This is a genomic window from Nitrospiraceae bacterium (assembly GCA_021373015.1).
Lineage (GTDB): Bacteria > Nitrospirota > Thermodesulfovibrionia > Thermodesulfovibrionales > UBA1546 > JAJFTJ01.
Window position 1 is genome coordinate 67,613 of sequence record JAJFTJ010000006.1, and the last position, 17,872, is coordinate 85,484.

Here is a 17,872-nt window from a genome sequence, read left to right on the forward strand (position 1 = left end):
GGGAGGATTAAATGTTTAAAGGTTCTATAGTCGCAATTGTAACGCCATTTAAAAACGGAAAGATTGATGAAAAAGCTTTTGGTGATCTTATAGAGTGGCACATATCAAGCGGTACTAATGCCATAGTGCCGTGCGGAACAACCGGTGAATCTGCAACTCTTGATTATGACGAACACTACAGAGTAATAGAGATTACTGTAAAAACAGTAAATAAAAGGATACCTGTAATTGCAGGCACTGGCGCAAACGCCACTGACGAGACAATAATGATCACAAAAGAAGCAAAAAAACTCGGGGCAGATGGAGCGCTGCTTGTTGCCCCATATTACAATAAGCCGACTCAGGAAGGTCTTTACAGACATTACAAGACTATTGCCGAAGCTGTTGACATGCCAATAGTTCTTTACAATGTGCCTGGAAGAACCTCTGTTAATATTCTTCCTCCAACAGTAGCAAGGCTCGCAGAAATAAAAAACATTGTGGCTATTAAAGAAGCTACCGGCGATATGAAACAGGTCAGCGAAGTAATAAGATTATGCGGCGGCAAAATCGCAGTGATTTCCGGCGACGATTTTACAACGCTCACACTTCTTGCGCTCGGCGGAACAGGGGTAATATCTGTTTCAGCTAATGTTGCTCCAAAAGATGTATCTGACATGTGCGCAGCATGGCAGCAGGGAAATATTGAGAAAGCCAGAAAACTTCACTACAAATTAGAGCCCATTAATACAGTTATGTTTATCGAAACAAATCCAATTCCTGCAAAAACAGCGCTTGCATTGATGGGAAAGATCAAAGAAGAATTCAGGCTTCCGCTCTGCGAGATGTCGGAGGCGAATAAAGATAAGCTCAAAAAAGCATTGAAGGATTACGGACTGATCTGAAAAAAATTTATTCTTGCAATGAAATTGCACTGACAGGGCAGTTTTCTTCTGCTGCTTCGCAGCATCCGGCATAGTCACAGCCGTCAGGATCAATAACCTTAGACTTGCCTATTGTTTCATCAACATGGAAAACTGCCGGACATATCTCCTGGCATCTTCCGCAGCCGATGCATTTATCTTCATCAACAGCAACATTCATCAAAAGTATTTTAACATTTTGGAAAAGATTTTCCAGTTTGCTGGATACAAAAACGAATTCCTCACGGGATCATTGCTTATAAAACAATCAACATGATATATTAAAAACCATGGGGAAACTAACTCATCTGGACAAACATGGCAGACCAAAAATGGTGGATGTGAGCGCCAAACCTTTAACCTCAAGGGAAGCTGTTGCCAGAGGTTCTGTTTATATGAAAAAAACGACTCTCAATCTCATCATGAAAGGCAAGGTTGCTAAAGGTGATGTATTTAATGTTGCAAAGATAGCCGGGATCATGTCTGCAAAAAATACGGATAAACTTATTCCCCTTTGTCATCCACTAAATATTACTTCAGTCGACATTGACTTCAAGCCTGACAACAAAAAAAACAGGATAGAGATTGAATCAAGGGTAAAGATAACAGGACAGACAGGAGTTGAGATGGAAGCGCTTACAGCAGTTTCAGTTGCAGCCCTGACAATCTATGACATGTGCAAGGCAGTTGACAAGGAAATGACAATCTCTGAAATAATGTTGATAGAAAAAAGCGGCGGTAAAAGCGGAACTTTTCTTAGAAAAACAAAATAAAATTTACTGCCCTTTTATTTTTTTTAACCACTTTAGCGCTTTAACATTTCCTGCTTCGAATTTTAAAGCCTTCTCGAATTGAGTAATTGCTCTCTTGTTCAACCCTTCTTTAGCATAAAGCAATCCTAGATTTGCATAATGCTCTCCAATCATAGGTTCGAGCTTTATTGTCTCAAGCAGCGCATCTTCTGCTTCTTTGAGTCTGTTTGGAATTTTTGAAAGCGCTAAAGAAAGATAGCTCCAGTATTGCGCTACTTTCGGATTCATTTTTACCGCCTCGTTAAATAATTCTACTGCGGTTTCGTAATCATCCTCTTTTAATTTTTCTGTGCCGAGCATGAATTTCTTTTCTCCGTCTGATGCGCCGGTTGAATTCTCTTCCAAATCTGACGTGCCTAAAGGTGCAGGATGAGAATCAAAATATTGTTTTCTTTTTGTCTCGTCTTTTAATTCTTCATATGCGTTAGACAGGGCATCGAATATCGCTGTAAGCTTGTCTTTTAATGTAGTATCATGCGCATAAAAACATCTGTCAGGATGGAATTCTCTAGAAAGTCTGTAATAATTCTTCTTAATTGTATCAGCGTCTGATTTTCCATTAACCTCAAGCAGCTTATCAGGTCCAAGTCTGTTGAGATTGGGATAAATCTCCCTAACCTTTTTTACGAATTTATCTTCTTCCTCTGCAAAAGGCTGCAATATATCGTCAAGTGATATTGTTTCGCCTGTATCTTTAACATCTGCCTGTACAGTTTCTTTCTTTTCAAGAATTCCTAATGACCAGAGGATATAAAGTGTTTTCATTGCCTCAAAAGATCCCATAAATGATCCGTCAATAAGTTCCTTTATGGTTTTTATGCCGTCTACTTGAGGAAGCATTTTTTTGTCATCAGGACTTAAGTCCACATCCTGAAAAAGATTCCTTGGGTCTTTTGTAAGCCTTAAAACAGAGTCGGCATCAGGCATATGTGCTTTCAGCATTCCCCAGTTATTTATACGCTTCACTCCTTCATATATCAGCTTGCCCATACTCATCTGCAAGGTAATTACCTCGTCTTTTGGAACCTCTCCTTCAATAAATTCGCATTCTCCCTCTTCAAGAAGGAAAAGACTGTGTATAATCTCTTTAACCTGATACTTAACTCCCCAGAAAAGATCTTTCGCCGTAAGATAACCGAGTTCAACAAGGATAGCTCCCTGACGCTTCTTTGTCTGCTTTAAAATTTTTACAGATTCTTCATACTGGTCAACAGTAATCTTGCCTGCCTTAAGGAGCATCTCGCCCAGTCTGTCATCTTCATATGTTGATCCGGCAAATATTGCATCTCCTTTAACAAGGTAAACTTTCTTTGTAAAATTAGGAGTTGTTACTGCAAGAGTTCCTGTTAATCTTTCATGATTCAGCTTAAATAGTATTTTTTGAAGGCTTAAATTTCTTAGGTTGTATTTTAGTGTCTGAGCCATTTATCCACCTTTCAGTTATGTCTCCTTACTTCAAACCTGAAAATCTTTATATCTTTATCATCGGGAGAGATTCCTCCCTTAATTTTTGCAATTCTCAGCTGCTCATCAACAGTATCAACACCCTCAAGATCAGGAAGCAGCAAGCCCTTTTTGTAGCCTTTTGATATTATAACTCCGTATTTCTTAGTATCCAATTTATTTACATCTATTACTTCTTCAGGCGGTGTAAGCACATCAATAGAATATGTAAGTTCATCCAGTTCATCTTTCTTAACACTATTGAATCTTGGATCTTGTGTTGCCGCACAGATAGCATTTTTTATAATCTCTAACGCCACATTTTGGCAGGATGGAATAAATGTTCCTATGCATCCCCTTAATTCTCCATGTTTTTTAATGCAGACAAAAACTCCGGCCTGTTCTTTCATTTCCAGGGTTAGTTCTGACGGCGGGGATATAGCGCGTCCTTCTTTGATATAAGCCTCTATAGCTTCCTTCGCCAGCTTAACAAGAGAATGCATTTATTTCTCCCTTAATACGGCATAATCAGCAAGACTAAACATGTATTCCTTTTCCTTTGAATCAGGGAACACAGACAACTCTGCTTTTGCCTCCTCAATCATCTCTCGCGCCCTTTGCAGAGATTTATCAAGAACATTATATTTTTTAAAAAGTGTTAATACTTTATTAAGACTGCTTTCCGAAAAAACATCAATCACAGCTTTTATCTCTTTTCTCTCGTTTTCGTCAGCGCTCTCGAATAAATAAATAAGAGGCAATGTTATCTTGCTCTCTTCAAAGTCTTTACCGAGTTTTTTGCCGAGTTCATTTTCATCAGCCATATAATCAAGTATATCATCTGCCATCTGAAATGCAGCGCCTGCCTTAAGACCAAATCCAGCCAAGGCTTTTTTTTCAGCGTTTGTTCTAGCGCCAAGTATAGCGCCGATTCTGCATGATGCTGATATAAGCTCACCTGTCTTTGCAGATATTATTCTGAGATATTCTTCTTCTGTTATATCTATGTCTGCTGTTTTCTGAAGCTGTAATATCTCACCTTCTGTCATAGCTGTTGTAGCGCCTGACAAAGACTCCATTATCTCTTGATTCTTGAATGAAACAGCAGATTTAAGCGCATTAGAATACAAAAAATCCCCTACAAGAATAACAATCTGATTGCCCCATATTGAATTTGCAGCAGACTTTCCCCTTCGTATCTGCGCTCCATCCACAACATCATCATGCAGAAGCGATGACATGTGTATAAGTTCTACAATAGCCGCAAGCCTCAAGTGTTCATCGCCCTTATATCCTGAAATTCTTGCACTGGACAGAAGAAAGAGAGGTCTCAATTTCTTGCCTCCGCTGTCAAGGAGATATTTTCCCACAAGCGGAATTAACGGAACACTGCTCTCGAACAATTCCATTAATCTGTCATTTACAAGGCGAAGCTCGCTGTCATATTCATCAAAAACTTGTTTTATGTCCACTGTCTTATGATAAACCATATAATTAATTAGATGCGTATCTCCTCAAGATTAGCATTTTTTTTCGCAATTTTCCTTAAATCCTTGGGCCTGAATGCTCCCTTCTCAGTGACAATCGCTGTTATATATTTAGCAGGAGTAACATCAAAAGCGAGATTCCTTACCATTATATTGTCTGGCGCTATCTGGCACTTTCCGAATATGTGCGTAACTTCTTCAGTATCGCGTTCTTCTATAGGAATCATACTGCCATTTGGCATCTTGAAATCAATACTGCTCAGTGGCGCTGCAACATAAAATGGTATCTTGTTTTCTTTGCAAAGCACTGCAACAGTGTATGTCCCAATCTTGTTTGCAACATCACCGTTTCTTACAGTTCTGTCTGTTCCAACTATAGCAAGATTTATTTCTCCCTTTTTTATAAGAGCGCCGGCAGTATTGTCTGTTATAAGAGTCACAGGCACGCCCGCCTGCATGAATTCCCATGCAGTAAGCCTTGCGCCTTGCAGCACAGGCCTTGTCTCATCAGCAATAACCTGAATCTTTTTGCCCTGTTCAATAGCAGTATAAATAGCTGATGTTGCTGTGCCGTATCCGCCTGTTGCAAGACACCCTGCATTGCAATGTGTGAGAATTGTATCCCCGTCTTTTATGAATTTTGCTCCATATCGTCCTATTGCTTTATTAACCTCAATGTCTTCTTCATGTATCTTGAGAGCCTCTGAAATCAAAAGCTCTTTAAGCCTGTTTACGGATTCGTGTTTGTTTTCACGAAGCATTTTTTTAATTCTTTCTATAGCCCACTTTATGTTTACTGCCGTGGGTCTGGTCAAAAGGAGAAAGTCGCATATTTTATTAATGCCTTCAAAAAACTCTTTAAATTTTTTTGCTGTTAAATCCTGTGCTCCAAGAGCGATCCCCATGGCTGCAGCAATCCCGATAGCAGGCGCTCCCCTAATCCAGAGTTTTTTTATTGCCTCTACAATAAGCTGATAGTTGTTACACTCTATAAATTTTACTTCTATGGGGAGTCTGCTCTGGTCGAGCAATATTACCTTGCCGTCTCTCCATTCAATGGCTTTTACCATAATGCCTTTATTCCTTCAGGAATAAAATTTGATGCAATGAAAAATATTGTAAGACAGATTATTACGATTATTGTCGCCAGGCAGATGTAATTGTAGCTTTTGGGATTTATGTATTCACCCATCAGTTTTTTGTCATTAACAAGCATAAGTGCATAAACCAGAACAAATGGGAGCAAGAGTCCGTTAATAACAGCAGACAGCACCATTAAAAAAACAAGCGGAGCTCCCGGTATTAAAATTATAATTGACGCCAGAGCTATAGTAAGCGTGTATATCCACATGAACTGAGGCGCCTCTTCAAAGGTTTTGTTTACGCCTGCCTCCCATCCCATTGCCTCGCATATATAATAGGCTGTTGCAAGAGGCACTATGATTGCGCCAAGAAGCGCCGCGTTTGCAAGACTCACTGCAAACAGAATATAAGCATAATCTCCGGCAAAAGGCTTTAGAGCCAGAGCTGCCTCTGATGCCTCATTTATTCTGATACCATGAGGAAACAACACGGTAGCGCATGTTACTATTATGAAAAAACTTACTATGTCTGTGATTGAGCAGCCTATTATTACATCGAGCCTTGATGCCTTGTATTGTTCTTTTTTTATCCCTTTTTCTGCTATCGAAGACTGCAGATAAAATTGCATCCATGGCGTTATGGTCGTGCCAATTATTGCAATGCTAAGCATTATGTATTCTGAACTGTATTGAATTTCAGGCACAAAAGTGCTCTTAAGAACAGGAAGCCATTCTGGTTTTGCCATAAGACCAGAGACAACGTATCCAAAATATAAAAGGCACGCAAACAAGAGTATTCTTTCAACAAACCAGTAACTACCTTTTATGACCAGCATCCAGATAAGTCCGGCTCCTATTGGAACCATGATATATTTGCTTATCCCAAGCGTTTCCATACTTGCTGCCCATCCAGCAAGATTTGCAACCGTATTTCCAAAGTTCGCTATCAACAAACCCAGCATCATGAAAAATGCTGCCCTTACGCCGAACTTCTCTCGTATTAGATCGGAAAGTCCCTTGCCTGTCACAACACCCATGCGCGCTACCATCTCCTGAATGACAACAAGAGCTACTGTGGTTGGGACAAGAGTCCATAGAAGGGCATAACCGAATCTTGCCCCTGCAACAGAATAAGTCGTTATACCACTGGCATCATTATCAATATTTGCGGTTATTATTCCAGGACCCATTACAGCAAGGAAAAGGGTTATTTTTTTATAGAACTTCAAACCTTTCTCCTGGTTTTCTTTGCCGCCGACGGAAGAATCCTGTCAATTATGTCATCTATCGTTACAATCCCAAGCATACAACCATCAGCATCAACAACAGGCAATGCAACAAGATTGTACTTTGATATGATTCCTGCAACTTTCATTTCGTCAGCATCAGGCGTTACTGTTTTGGTTTTTTCCTCCATTATATCCACAAGTTTTGTCTCAGGAGAAGAAAGCAGAATCTCCCTCAAAGATACGACCCCTTTTAGCTTTTCTTCAGCATCTGTGACATATATGTAATAAACAGTCTCTACTTCCTCGGCATCTTGTCTGAATCTTTCAATAGTCTCGCCGACTGTTGTCTCAGGTCTGTAAGCAATAAACTCATTAGTCATAATACCGCCTGCTGTATCCTCTTCATGCCCAAGTAGTTCCTTTATATCTTCTGCATCTTCTTTTTCAAGGCTTCCAAGAATTTTTTGCGCCTTTTCAACAGGGAGATCGCTAAGAACATCCGCAGCCTCGTCAGGCGCCATCATCTCGATAATGTCCGAAGCTTTTTCTGTATCTAGATCAGTAATAATTGCAGTTTGTGTTTCAGGTTCAAGCTCTGAAATTGCATCGGCAGCGGTCTCTGCATCAAGATCTTGAAGAAATGTTGTTCCTTCTTTATGAGAAACCTGACTGATTATAGCTGCAAGGTCTGCAGGATGAAGCTCTGTAACCATCTGTCTTGGTATTGTAAGAGATATTGCAGTAAGCCTGGGTTCCAGCGGCTGAAGATAATTCCAGCTTATCATATTGTATGGAAGCTGAGCTTTGAATAATCTTAAAAAATCTTCACCGCCCCTCTCAACTCCAAGCCTTCTCATTATTCCTCTCATACCAACATCAACAGCTACAAGCACTGCCTCTGTGTTAAGACCTTCAAGCTTAACATCATTTACCCTTACAACCTTTGCACCATTAACATCAACAATCTGCTTGTCAAAAACATCTCTGACTAAAAGAAGATCTTCTTCATTGAACTGATATTTTCTAAGGTTTTCGAGATAAACATTTGCTGAGATTATTCTTTTGTTGAATATATTAAGATCAGTCCAAGGAAGATAAAAAGACTTTCTTTTTCTTTCTATTATCAAACGTGAGATCTTTGGCAAAGGATCCCCTTTTACAACTATCAGCTCCTTTACCTTTCCCAATTCCTCGCCCTTTGGATCAAGCACAGGCTTGCCTAAAATCTCACTGACAAAAAGTTCACCCCAAAAAGACATATCGCTGCTCCATTTTTGAAGATTTTATTAACTTTTGAGTATAACTCAACATATGCATTTCGACAATACAAAAATTGCAGGGTATCACACACAATTTTTACCTTGTAAGCTGAAGACAAACAAAAAATAATATTATCCTTTATTGCCAATTCCAGATAAAATACCTATATAAAATATTATGGAGGCAATATGGACGCGATAGATGCGATTTTGACCAGAAGGAGCATTAGAAAATATACAGCGCAGCCTGTTCCAAAAGAACTGATAACAGAACTTATCAGAGCTGCCATGAGCGCGCCTTCAGCCGGGAACCAGCAGCCATGGCATTTCATTGTTATTGATGATAGAAAAACTCTTGACAGCATACCTGAATTTCATCCTCATTCATTAATGCTTAAGAAGTCTCCAGCAGCTGTACTCGTCTGCGGAGACCCTTCACTTGAGACACACAAAGACTATTGGATGATAGACTGTTCGGCAGCAACAGAAAATTTTCTTCTTGCTGCACATGCCAAAGGGCTGGGCGCTGTATGGCTGGGGATATATCCACGACAAGACCGTGTTGCAAATATAAGAAAACTCCTTAATGTTCCAGAGAACATTATCCCTTTCTCCCTAATATCCATAGGATACCCTGCTGAAAAAAGACCTGCAGAAAATAGATTTAAAAATGAAAGAATTCACAAAAACAGTTGGTAAGCAGATATTTTTTAACAATCAACTGCAAGCCGTGAGTGTTTTGTATTTTCTTTGAACACTTGATAGATTTAATGAATCTGTTTTATAGTTTAACAAAAGATTATTGCAAATTTATGCCAGAGAGAAAACAGGTTAATTATGACACAAATTTATCTTGATAATATTGCTACTAATCCTCTTGACAGCAGAGTATTTGATGCAATGCTTCCTTATCTCAAGGAGAATTTCGGCAATCCCATGAGTTTTTATGAGCTTGGGATAAAGGCAAAGGAAGCAGTGGAAAATGCGCGGTCACAGACAGCTGGATTAATAAATTCTAAACCACAAGAAATAGTCTTCACATCCAGCGGAGCAGAGGCAAATAACTTTGCATTGAGAGGAATCGCCCATGCAAGACAGAATGAAGGCAAACACATTATAGTCTCAAGGATCGAACATAATTCGATAATAAACCCAGCAAGATTTCTCGAGAAAATGGGATTTACAGTCACATATCTTCCTGTGGACAAATATGGAATGGTGGACCCGGATAATGTAAAGGAATCTATCACCAAAGAGACAAAACTCATCTCATTGATATATGCAAGCAGCGAAGTGGGAACAATTGAGCCTATTAAAGAGATCGCTGCTATCGCAAAACAAAACAGCATTACATTCCATACTGATGCAGTTGCAGCAGCCGGGAATCTGCCTATTGATGTTAATGAGCTTGGCATTGATCTTTTAAGCATGTCAGCGCATCAGTTCTATGGACCAAAAGGCGCTGGCGCTTTATATGTGAGAGAAGGCACAAGAATAGTCCCTTTAATTTACGGAGGCGTGCAGGAGAACGGCAAAAGAGCAGGCACAGAAAATGTTCCTGCAATTGTGGGCATGGGCATGGCGGCTGAACTTGCAAAAAAAGAAATGTCAGCGAGAACAGATCACATGAAAAAATTAGCAAAAAAACTCTTTAAAGGAATCATGAGCATTGACAATGTTATTTTCACAGGACATCCTGACAAAAGACTGCATGGGCATGCAAGTTTTTGCATAGAATTTATAGAGGGTGAGGCAATGCTATTATTGCTTGGCGCAAAAGGAATTTATGCTGCAAGCGGTTCAGCATGTTCTTCAAAGGCATTAAAGTCATCGCCTGTCCTGCTTGCAATGGGCATATCGTCAAGTATTGCACAGGGTTCAATAATATTTACCATAGGCAAAGACAACAAGGAAGAAGAAATCGATTACCTGATTGCTGAGTTTCCTCAGATAATAAAAAGATTAAGAGATATTTCTCCCTATAATAAAAAATGGGGGATTGAAGGAGAAGGTGGAGAATGTATAGTCAAAAAGTAATGGATCATTTTACAAATCCAAGAAATGTCGGAGAGATTCCGGATGCCGACGGAGTCGGCACTGAAGGAAATCCGACATGCGGCGATGTAATGCAGATATTCATAAAAGTGGAAAATGACAGGCTTGTGGATGTAAAGTTCAAGACATTCGGCTGCGGAGCTGCAATTGCAGTAAGCAGTATGATAACAGAGATGGTAAAAGGCAAAACGCTTGATGAAGCTCTTTCTATTACAAAGGAACAGGTTGCAAAAGAATTGGAAGGACTTCCTCCTCAGAAAATGCACTGTTCAAATCTAGGCGCCGATGCTTTAAAAAAAGCTATCGAGGATTATAGGAGCAAAAAAGGGATTAAATGACTTTACTGAAAAACAAAAAGGGCTCAAGCATCGTAGAAACCTTAATAGTCCTGATAGCAATAAGCGTCTTGATAGTAACAGTTATGGGCTATTATGAAGATTTAGCATGGGAAGCAAAACAAACTGCGTTAAAAACAGAACTAACCAATATCAGACAGTCAATACTTCTTTTCAAAATTACAAAGGGAAGATACCCAAAAAGTCTTCAGGAACTTTTGACAGAGAATTTTGTCGTACCTGCTAAAGATACAATGATCAGGTCAAAATACCTGGAGCCTCACATTATTGATCAGAATAAAAACATACTAGACCCATTCGGAATTCCTTTCGTTTATGATCCCTCCACAGGCAAAGTAAAGTCTCAGAAAAAAGACTTCGAAAGCTGGTAACTTTACAAATAGTTTTTCAGGCTGTTAGAATATCATTCGCTTTTGAGTCTTTGACTCTAGAGGAGAGGTGGCCGAGTAGGTCGAAGGCAGCCGCCTGCTAAGCGGTTGTGGAGGTAAAACTTCACCCAGGGTTCGAATCCCTGCCTCTCCGCCATAAAATAGGATGGTGTATAAAATGACAGAGAAAAATAAGAAAATTTTAGCGCTAGCGCTCAGCTTGTTTCTTACGGCACTCGTTGCGTGCAAGAAACAAGAAAACCAGCCAGTGCCAGTTGCAGCAACCGCACAACAATTTTCAGATGCTAAGAACTCAGATCAATTGAAGCCTGCAAACACTGAGCCGATTCAGAAAAATGAATTAAAGATAGTAGTTCCTGCTGATGTAAAAGGAAAATGGAAGGCTGTAAAGATTATTGTTGAAAACAAATCAACAAAAAAAACTCAGGAATACGAGATTAATTTAAACAGTGATTTTACAGTTCCGGATTCCAACCTGAAAATAATTGTTGGAGAATTTCTCCCGCATTTTATGATGGATGTAGATGCAATTACTTCTACTTCTAATAAACTAATTAATCCTGCAGTTGCAGTAAGGATATTTGACGGGAAAAACCAGATATTCCCAACATCGGAAAAACAGTGGGGATGGTTGTGGGGAAGAAAAGAACTACAGTCAATACATCCATTTGATCATCCTGTTTACAACTTCAGCTTAAAAGAAGCTGTAATAAAATAATTACGGATATCGCGCCCTTAGCTCAGCTGGATAGAGCGTCGGACTACGAATCCGCAGGTCGGGGGTTCGAATCCCTCAGGGCGCGCCATATAATCCAGTGGATATAAAAACCGACGAATTTTTTATGAGACTGGCTTTAGAAGAAGCCTCTCTCGCCTTTTTAAAAGGAGAAGTTCCGGTTGGAGCTGTTCTTGTTAGTAAAGGCTCAATAGTATCGAAAAATCATAACCTCCGTGAGACTTCTAAAGACCCGTCTGCCCATGCTGAATTACTGGCATTAAGAGCTGGCAGTGAAAAAAGCGACAGCTGGCGCCTGAGCAATGCAACTCTATATGTGACAAAAGAACCATGCATTATGTGCGCCGGCACAATGCTGAATGCAAGAATCGCAAGGCTTGTTTATGGATGCAGGGATGAAAAAGGCGGAGCAGTCAACAGTCTCTATCAGATTCTTTCAGATAACAGGCTCAATCATCAGGTTGAAATTGCCTCAGGTGTTCTTGAAAAAGAATGCGCAGAAATGTTGAAAAATTTTTTTAAAGAAAGGCGGTGATTCACCCCGGTATTTAGAATATTTTTCATCGAACATGATATTCATTTATTTAGCTTCTTTATTTAAACTAAATAATTCTTAGTCTTTAGAATTTAGCTTTTTCTTTGGAGGGGTGCCAGAGTGGCTGAATGGGACGGTCTCGAAAATCGTTGTGGGGGCAACTTCACCGAGGGTTCAAATCCCTCCCCCTCCGCCAATAATAAAAAACTTCGGAGGAATAAATGTACGAAGATATTAAAAAAATGTTAACTCCAGTTCTTGTCTGTACAATCTCTATAACTGTTCTTCTTGTCCTTAGAAAACTAGGGTTTGGATTTTTTCATAAATGGGCTGAAAAAACAGAAACCAAACTCGACAATTTGATGATTGAATCATTCAAAATACCGACTATTTACATTGTCTTTGCTATAGGAATTTATATCGGAATAACATCATCAGATCTGTCTCAAAAATATATGTCTCAGATAACCAAAATAATTTACATAATTATCATATTTGCAGTCACAATAATATCTGCCAATCTTGCGGGTAAACTCTTCAGAAACTATATACAAAAATCAAATCTTCCTGTTCCGACAACAGGACTTGCATACGGCATTCTCAAGGGAACAATTATCGCAATCGGGATACTGATAATCCTGAGTTTTCTTGGAATATCCATAACTCCCATCATTACTGCTCTTGGGGTCGGAGGTCTTGCAGTTGCGCTTGCTCTTCAAGATACTCTTGCAAATCTTTTTGCCGGGATACATATACTGGTTGAAAAATCAATACGAATCGGGGATTTTATAAAACTTGACAACGGACAAGAAGGATATGTTGAAGATATCACTTGGCGTACAACAAGGATAAGGATGATACAAAATAATATGATTGTTATCCCCAACAATAAACTTTCACAAAGTATAGTCACAAATTATCACCTTCCTGAAAAAAGATCAGCTTTATCGATCGTCATACCTGTAAGTTACAGCTCAGATATAGATAAAGTAGAGAAAATTATTCTCGAAGAAACAAATGAGGCTGTTTTTGAAACACAGATTATATTGGACAATCCTCAGCCTTTTGTCAGGTTAATCCCGGGCTTTGGAGAAAGTTCACTGGATTTCACACTCACAGTTTCTGTCAGAGAATTTGCCGATCAACAGTCTGCACAACATGAACTGAGAAAAAGAATATTTAAAAGATTTAAAAAAGAGGGGATAGAGATACCCTTCCCGCACAGGATAGTGTATATGAAGCATGGCCAAGACACAGGGCAGTAAAGCTTATTAAAGCTGATGCAAGATGAACTTATACCCGGATTTTTTGCAGATAAAAGTTTCATTTTTTTGGACAGATTTAAAATGCTTGATTTTCCTGCAATTCGGACATTTTTTATAATTGAATAGAGCAGTAAACACCGCAATAAAATAAAACATATTTTATGCTACTATAAAATTAATGGAATTTGAGTTTTTAAAATCGCTGGTTATTATTTTTGCTGCTTCAGCGTTCGTAGTCCTGTTGTTGCATAGATTCAAGGTTCCTTCCATCGTAGGTTTTCTTATAGCAGGCGCCATAATAGGTCCCCACGGCATAGGATTGATTAGAGATTCACACTATGTTGAAATGCTTGCAGAGATAGGAGTTATATTACTTCTTTTTACAATCGGAATAGAATTTTCTTTGGCTCGACTTGCTCGAATAAAAAAAGCTGTTATAGGCGGTGGGATAGCACAGGTATCATTGACAATTTCATTGTCTGCTGTAATCGCATACATATTCAATAAAAATCTTAACCAAGCAATCTTCTTTGGTTTTCTTGTTGCCTTAAGCAGTACCGCAATCGTACTTAAAATACTTTCGGAAAAAGGTGAAATAGACTCTCCTCATGGCAGAACGATGGTAGGAATTTTGATTTTTCAGGATCTGTGCGTAGTTTTGCTTATGCTCCTCATTCCAGTGCTTTCTGGAAGTGGCATGAATTTAATTGAGATAGGATTTAAGACTGGGAAAGCACTTTTAATACTTACCGCAGTTATATTAAGCGCAAGATGGATTGTTCCAAAAATTCTCCATCAAGTAGTGCATACAAAAATCCGCGAACTGTTCATGATAACAATCATCCTTTTATGCTTAGGGGTAGCGTTTCTCACTTCAAGATTTGGCCTCTCGCTTGCCCTCGGAGCTTTTCTGGCAGGACTCATAATAGCTGAATCAGATTATGCTGATCAGGCAACTTCAGACATTTTGCCCTTTGCTGACAGCTTTATAGGACTGTTTTTTGTATCAATCGGAATGCTTATAAATCTGAATTTTATCTCTTCGAATTATTTGAATGTATTAACTGCAGTCGGAATAATATTATTTATTAAAATTATTACAGGATTTTCTTCAGCGCTAATTATTGGCAGTTCTCTTAGAGTGGCTATCAATTCAGGATTAGGGTTAGCGCAGATTGGCGAGTTTTCTTTTGTTCTTGCAATTGCAGGAAAATCAGCGGGGTTATTATCAGATGGCATATATCAGATGTTTCTTGCTTCATCAGTTTTAACAATGGCATTAACGCCTTTTATTCTGAGAGTTTCGCCCTCAGTTTCTGCATGGGTAACAGCAAGCCATCTGGTCAGAAAAATCAGTATGCGCAAAAAATATCAAGACAGTGAATCTATTCCCGGGAAGAGACAAGGCCATGTAATAGTAATTGGTTTTGGCCTAAACGGGAAAAATCTTGCAAAGGTATTAAAAGAAGCCTCTCTGCCTTATGTTGTACTTGAAATGAACAACGATACTGTGAGAGAAATGAAGAAAAAAGGAGAACCAATATATTACGGGGACGGCACAAGCAAAGATATTCTCCGCAAGCTGGGCATAGAAAAAGCACGAGTGCTTGTTATCGCTATTTCAGATCCAGCTTCAACAAGAAGAATAGTTTCAATCTCAAAAAAAGAAAATCCCAAGATTCATATCGTCGTCAGAACCAAGTATCTTGCAGAGGTTGAAGACTTAAGGAGACTTGGAGCTGATGAAGTAATACCAGAAGAATTTGAAACCTCCATCGAGTTGTTCGCACGAGTTTTGAATCATTATAAATTCCCATACAGCGTAATCCAAGACATGATAGAGCAAATAAGGAGCAACAGCTATAATGTCCTGCGAAATATAGGATTCAGCGATAAATTGTTTGAAAAATATGATTGGCTATCAGAACTTCCATTTGACAGCTACAGGATTCCAGAAAATTCCGATATGATACACAAGAGCATCGGCAGTCTTCAGATAAGAAGAAAAACAGGCATTACTATCATTGCAATAAGACGATCAGATGAGGTATTTACTAATCCTAATCCTGAATTCAGTTTCAACAAAAATGACATCATATTTTTTACAGGCAACAAAGACAGCATTAATACAGCGATGAAATATTTCAAAAAGATGGAAGCCTAATATGCAGCTTGAATTAATAATACCAACATTTTTATAATTATCATTGCAAAATTAATATTTGAAAGGAGTTAAGTGATGGACGAATTACTGGACAAAAGCAGGTATCTTATATGGATTGCGATTATCGCTTCCACTGTTTCATCTGCATTTGCTTTTTTATGGGGTGCTTACAAAACTATTGCTGTGACTTTTAATCTTATTGTTACCTATGGGAGAGATCCATATGCATTCGCAGGCTTTATAGAAGTTATGGATATTTTTCTTATTGCAATAATTCTCTTTATCTTTGCTATCGCCTTGCACGAGCTTTTCATAGGCAAGCTTGCCCTTCCAGAGTGGCTTGCTATAAACAATCTTCAAGAACTAAAAGTAAAACTAAGCAGCGTGATAATACTCATCATGGCCGTTACATTTCTCAAACATCTTGTTGAATGGAGAGATCCGCAAGGAACTTATAATTACGGCTTAGGCGTTGCTGCTGTTTCTGCAGCGCTTATAGCATTCACTTACTTTGGTGGAAAAGAGAAACAGAACTAATTATCCGTTTAGATATATATTTTTCAAAACATAAAAAAGACAGATATTTTTATAAATATCTGTCTTTTTTAAAAAACAAATTTAATTAAAACATCCAATTACCTTTTTTGAAATCCTTTTGTATAATATATGCTCAATTTATTCCGTCATTAAAGGGCTGATATGAACAAAAAAATCCAAAGTGTTTTAGTTGCAAATCGCGGAGTGCCTGCTGTAAGAATTATGCACACATGCAGGGACAGAAAAATATCTACAACTGCTGTATACAGTGCGCCAGACAGGCTGGCTCACCATGTATTCATGGCAGATACTGCTGTGCATATTGGAGAAGCTCCGCCAATAGAGTCCTATCTGAACATGGAAAAAATAATTAAAGCTGCTATTCATAGCAGGTCAGACGCAATACATCCAGGCTGGGGATTTCTGGCAGAAAATCCTGTCTTTGCACAGATGGTTATTGATGAGGGGCTGGTCTGGATTGGGCCTAAGCCCGAGGTTCTCAAAATAATGGGAGACAAGATCGAATCAAAAAAAATTGCAGGCAAGGCTAATCTGCCAACCATCCCCGGCATTGATAATGTCACAAGCATAGACCAGATAAAAAAATGGCTGAAAAACAGCAATGTTAGTTTCCCTATTATGCTAAAGGCATCGGCAGGCGGCGGCGGAAAAGGAATGGTAAAGGTCGAAAATGAAGACAGTCTTAAACTGGCCTTTGCACAGGTAAAATCTGAAGCAAAAAAATCATTCGGAAACGATACCATATTAGTAGAAAAATACATTGAACGCGGCAGGCACATTGAAGTCCAGGTAGTGGCTGATGATGATGGCAATGTAGCGCATCTGTTTGAAAGAGAATGCACTATACAGAGACGCAATCAAAAAATTATAGAGGAAGCGCCGTCTCCGACACTTGACGATAATCTTCGTTATGATATCTGCAGTCAGGCAGTCCGCCTCATGAAAGAAATAGGCTATTCAACTGCAGGAACAGTTGAATTTATTTTTGACTCGGCTGCAAGAAAATTTTATTTTCTGGAAGTCAATACAAGGCTCCAGGTCGAACACGGAATAACAGAACTTATAACAGGATTAGATATTGTCGGAATAATGTTTGATACAGCAGTGGGGAAAAAACTGCCTTTCAATCAGTCTGACATTCACCCAAACCGCTGGGCTCTTGAAGTCCGCCTTAATGCGGAGGATCCAAAAAATTTCAGCCCATCTTTTGGAAAGATAACAAGACTTCAGGTCCCGATGGGTCCTAACGTAAGAGTAGCATCAGGCGTTTATGAAGGCTCTGACATCCCTCCTTATTATGATTCACTGTTCATGCTACTTATGACAGCAGGAGCTGACAGAAAAGATGCGATCAGGGTTATGGACCGTGCACTCGGAAGAAACCTGAGAGTGGAAGGCGTAAAAACCCTTGCGCCGCTTTTGTTGAGCATCATAAGACATCCGTCTTTCATAGAGGGAGATTTTTCCACACGCTTTATCGAAGAACATATGGATGAATTGATATCCATGTTTACAGAAAAGAACAGTGAAGACGAAGTGCTCAAGATAGCAAGATATGTCGCTGAAATATCAGCGCTGGGAACTCAAAAATGGATGTAAG

Annotated in this window: 19 protein-coding genes and 3 tRNA genes; 15 read left to right on the plus strand and 7 right to left on the minus strand. The window is 39.1% G+C overall.

All coding sequences use genetic code 11. The annotated features are described in order from the left end of the window. The first annotated feature begins 11 nt into the window (after positions 1 to 11). On the plus strand, positions 12 to 884 hold the full coding sequence (gene dapA / locus LLF28_03580; protein MCE5194525.1) for a 4-hydroxy-tetrahydrodipicolinate synthase: 873 nt from the start codon (positions 12 to 14) through the stop codon (positions 882 to 884). 7 nt (positions 885 to 891) lie between these two features. Here the strand turns inward: dapA and LLF28_03585 are convergent, their stop codons facing one another. Further along, complete coding sequence (locus LLF28_03585) at positions 892 to 1,083, minus strand: ferredoxin (protein MCE5194526.1); 192 nt, start codon at positions 1,081 to 1,083, stop codon at positions 892 to 894. A 109-nt stretch (positions 1,084 to 1,192) separates the two neighbouring features. Between LLF28_03585 and moaC the strand changes: the two genes are divergently transcribed. After that, on the plus strand, positions 1,193 to 1,675 hold the full coding sequence (gene moaC, locus LLF28_03590) for a cyclic pyranopterin monophosphate synthase MoaC (protein ID MCE5194527.1): 483 nt from the start codon (positions 1,193 to 1,195) through the stop codon (positions 1,673 to 1,675). A gap of 3 nt (positions 1,676 to 1,678) precedes the next feature. Here the strand turns inward: moaC and LLF28_03595 are convergent, their stop codons facing one another. Genes LLF28_03595 through LLF28_03620 form a run of 6 tightly spaced genes read right to left on the minus strand, consistent with a single transcriptional unit; the run spans position 1,679 to position 8,214 of the window. Next, positions 1,679 to 3,139, minus strand: coding sequence for a DnaJ domain-containing protein (locus LLF28_03595; protein ID MCE5194528.1), 1,461 nt, complete (start codon positions 3,137 to 3,139; stop codon positions 1,679 to 1,681). Positions 3,140 to 3,150: 11 nt separating this feature from the next. Then, on the minus strand, positions 3,151 to 3,660 hold the full coding sequence (gene amrA / locus LLF28_03600) for an AmmeMemoRadiSam system protein A (GenBank protein MCE5194529.1): 510 nt from the start codon (positions 3,658 to 3,660) through the stop codon (positions 3,151 to 3,153). Then, on the minus strand, positions 3,661 to 4,629 hold the full coding sequence (locus LLF28_03605) for a polyprenyl synthetase family protein (GenBank protein MCE5194530.1): 969 nt from the start codon (positions 4,627 to 4,629) through the stop codon (positions 3,661 to 3,663). It lies immediately after the preceding gene. 26 nt (positions 4,630 to 4,655) lie between these two features. After that, positions 4,656 to 5,714 carry an S-methyl-5-thioribose-1-phosphate isomerase gene (mtnA, locus tag LLF28_03610; GenBank protein ID MCE5194531.1) on the minus strand — a complete coding sequence of 353 codons (1,059 nt, stop codon included), beginning with the start codon at positions 5,712 to 5,714 and terminating at the stop codon, positions 4,656 to 4,658. Further along, positions 5,708 to 6,955, minus strand: coding sequence for a divalent metal cation transporter (locus LLF28_03615; protein ID MCE5194532.1), 1,248 nt, complete (start codon positions 6,953 to 6,955; stop codon positions 5,708 to 5,710). The genes mtnA and LLF28_03615 overlap by 7 nt, the downstream gene beginning before the upstream one ends. Continuing rightward, the gene (locus tag LLF28_03620; protein ID MCE5194533.1) at positions 6,952 to 8,214 is read right to left on the minus strand and encodes a CBS domain-containing protein; all 1,263 of its coding nucleotides are present in this window, start codon (positions 8,212 to 8,214) and stop codon (positions 6,952 to 6,954) included. The genes LLF28_03615 and LLF28_03620 overlap by 4 nt, the downstream gene beginning before the upstream one ends. Positions 8,215 to 8,403: 189 nt before the next feature. On the opposite strand from LLF28_03620, the gene LLF28_03625 reads away from it, so the two are divergent. From LLF28_03625 to LLF28_03685, 13 genes are all read left to right on the plus strand, one after another. Then, entirely contained in the window at positions 8,404 to 8,913 is a 510-nt protein-coding gene (locus LLF28_03625; GenBank protein ID MCE5194534.1) for a nitroreductase family protein, read from the plus strand. A gap of 138 nt (positions 8,914 to 9,051) precedes the next feature. After that, positions 9,052 to 10,251, plus strand: a complete 1,200-nt coding sequence (locus LLF28_03630) for a cysteine desulfurase (protein ID MCE5194535.1) — start codon at positions 9,052 to 9,054, stop codon at positions 10,249 to 10,251. Further along, on the plus strand, positions 10,233 to 10,607 hold the full coding sequence (gene nifU, locus LLF28_03635; GenBank protein MCE5194536.1) for a Fe-S cluster assembly scaffold protein NifU: 375 nt from the start codon (positions 10,233 to 10,235) through the stop codon (positions 10,605 to 10,607). Before LLF28_03630 ends, nifU begins: the two co-directional genes overlap by 19 nt. Then, positions 10,604 to 10,996, plus strand: coding sequence for a type II secretion system protein GspG (locus LLF28_03640; GenBank protein MCE5194537.1), 393 nt, complete (start codon positions 10,604 to 10,606; stop codon positions 10,994 to 10,996). The genes nifU and LLF28_03640 overlap by 4 nt, the downstream gene beginning before the upstream one ends. Positions 10,997 to 11,057: 61 nt before the next feature. Beyond that, positions 11,058 to 11,150 (plus strand) — tRNA-Ser (locus LLF28_03645). A gap of 21 nt (positions 11,151 to 11,171) precedes the next feature. Beyond that, positions 11,172 to 11,732, plus strand: a complete 561-nt coding sequence (locus LLF28_03650; protein MCE5194538.1) for a hypothetical protein — start codon at positions 11,172 to 11,174, stop codon at positions 11,730 to 11,732. An 11-nt stretch (positions 11,733 to 11,743) separates the two neighbouring features. Then, positions 11,744 to 11,820: transfer RNA gene (locus LLF28_03655), tRNA-Arg, on the plus strand. Between the two features lie 9 nt (positions 11,821 to 11,829). Continuing rightward, positions 11,830 to 12,285, plus strand: coding sequence for a tRNA adenosine(34) deaminase TadA (gene tadA, locus LLF28_03660; GenBank protein ID MCE5194539.1), 456 nt, complete (start codon positions 11,830 to 11,832; stop codon positions 12,283 to 12,285). A 106-nt stretch (positions 12,286 to 12,391) separates the two neighbouring features. Beyond that, positions 12,392 to 12,481: transfer RNA gene (locus tag LLF28_03665), tRNA-Ser, on the plus strand. 25 nt (positions 12,482 to 12,506) lie between these two features. Continuing rightward, positions 12,507 to 13,550 (plus strand): mechanosensitive ion channel family protein, encoded by a 1,044-nt coding sequence (locus LLF28_03670; GenBank protein ID MCE5194540.1) that lies wholly within the window; start codon positions 12,507 to 12,509, stop codon positions 13,548 to 13,550. Between the two features lie 178 nt (positions 13,551 to 13,728). After that, on the plus strand, positions 13,729 to 15,714 hold the full coding sequence (locus tag LLF28_03675) for a cation:proton antiporter (GenBank protein ID MCE5194541.1): 1,986 nt from the start codon (positions 13,729 to 13,731) through the stop codon (positions 15,712 to 15,714). A 75-nt stretch (positions 15,715 to 15,789) separates the two neighbouring features. Continuing rightward, positions 15,790 to 16,251 (plus strand): YqhA family protein, encoded by a 462-nt coding sequence (locus LLF28_03680; protein ID MCE5194542.1) that lies wholly within the window; start codon positions 15,790 to 15,792, stop codon positions 16,249 to 16,251. Positions 16,252 to 16,413: 162 nt separating this feature from the next. Beyond that, the gene (locus tag LLF28_03685; protein MCE5194543.1) at positions 16,414 to 17,871 is read left to right on the plus strand and encodes an ATP-grasp domain-containing protein; all 1,458 of its coding nucleotides are present in this window, start codon (positions 16,414 to 16,416) and stop codon (positions 17,869 to 17,871) included. Position 17,872: the final 1 nt, after the last annotated feature.

Coding starts and splice junctions, on each gene's coding strand:
- dapA (MCE5194525.1), top strand. CDS start 12: ATGTTTAAAGGTTCTATAGTCGCAATTGTAACGCCATTTAAAAACGGA.
- LLF28_03585 (MCE5194526.1), bottom strand. CDS start 1,083: ATGAATGTTGCTGTTGATGAAGATAAATGCATCGGCTGCGGAAGATGC.
- moaC (MCE5194527.1), top strand. CDS start 1,193: ATGGGGAAACTAACTCATCTGGACAAACATGGCAGACCAAAAATGGTG.
- LLF28_03595 (MCE5194528.1), bottom strand. CDS start 3,139: ATGGCTCAGACACTAAAATACAACCTAAGAAATTTAAGCCTTCAAAAA.
- amrA (MCE5194529.1), bottom strand. CDS start 3,660: ATGCATTCTCTTGTTAAGCTGGCGAAGGAAGCTATAGAGGCTTATATC.
- mtnA (MCE5194531.1), bottom strand. CDS start 5,714: ATGGTAAAAGCCATTGAATGGAGAGACGGCAAGGTAATATTGCTCGAC.
- LLF28_03620 (MCE5194533.1), bottom strand. CDS start 8,214: ATGTCTTTTTGGGGTGAACTTTTTGTCAGTGAGATTTTAGGCAAGCCT.
- LLF28_03625 (MCE5194534.1), top strand. CDS start 8,404: ATGGACGCGATAGATGCGATTTTGACCAGAAGGAGCATTAGAAAATAT.
- LLF28_03630 (MCE5194535.1), top strand. CDS start 9,052: ATGACACAAATTTATCTTGATAATATTGCTACTAATCCTCTTGACAGC.
- nifU (MCE5194536.1), top strand. CDS start 10,233: ATGTATAGTCAAAAAGTAATGGATCATTTTACAAATCCAAGAAATGTC.
- LLF28_03640 (MCE5194537.1), top strand. CDS start 10,604: ATGACTTTACTGAAAAACAAAAAGGGCTCAAGCATCGTAGAAACCTTA.
- LLF28_03650 (MCE5194538.1), top strand. CDS start 11,172: ATGACAGAGAAAAATAAGAAAATTTTAGCGCTAGCGCTCAGCTTGTTT.
- LLF28_03670 (MCE5194540.1), top strand. CDS start 12,507: ATGTACGAAGATATTAAAAAAATGTTAACTCCAGTTCTTGTCTGTACA.
- LLF28_03675 (MCE5194541.1), top strand. CDS start 13,729: ATGGAATTTGAGTTTTTAAAATCGCTGGTTATTATTTTTGCTGCTTCA.
- LLF28_03680 (MCE5194542.1), top strand. CDS start 15,790: ATGGACGAATTACTGGACAAAAGCAGGTATCTTATATGGATTGCGATT.
- LLF28_03685 (MCE5194543.1), top strand. CDS start 16,414: ATGAACAAAAAAATCCAAAGTGTTTTAGTTGCAAATCGCGGAGTGCCT.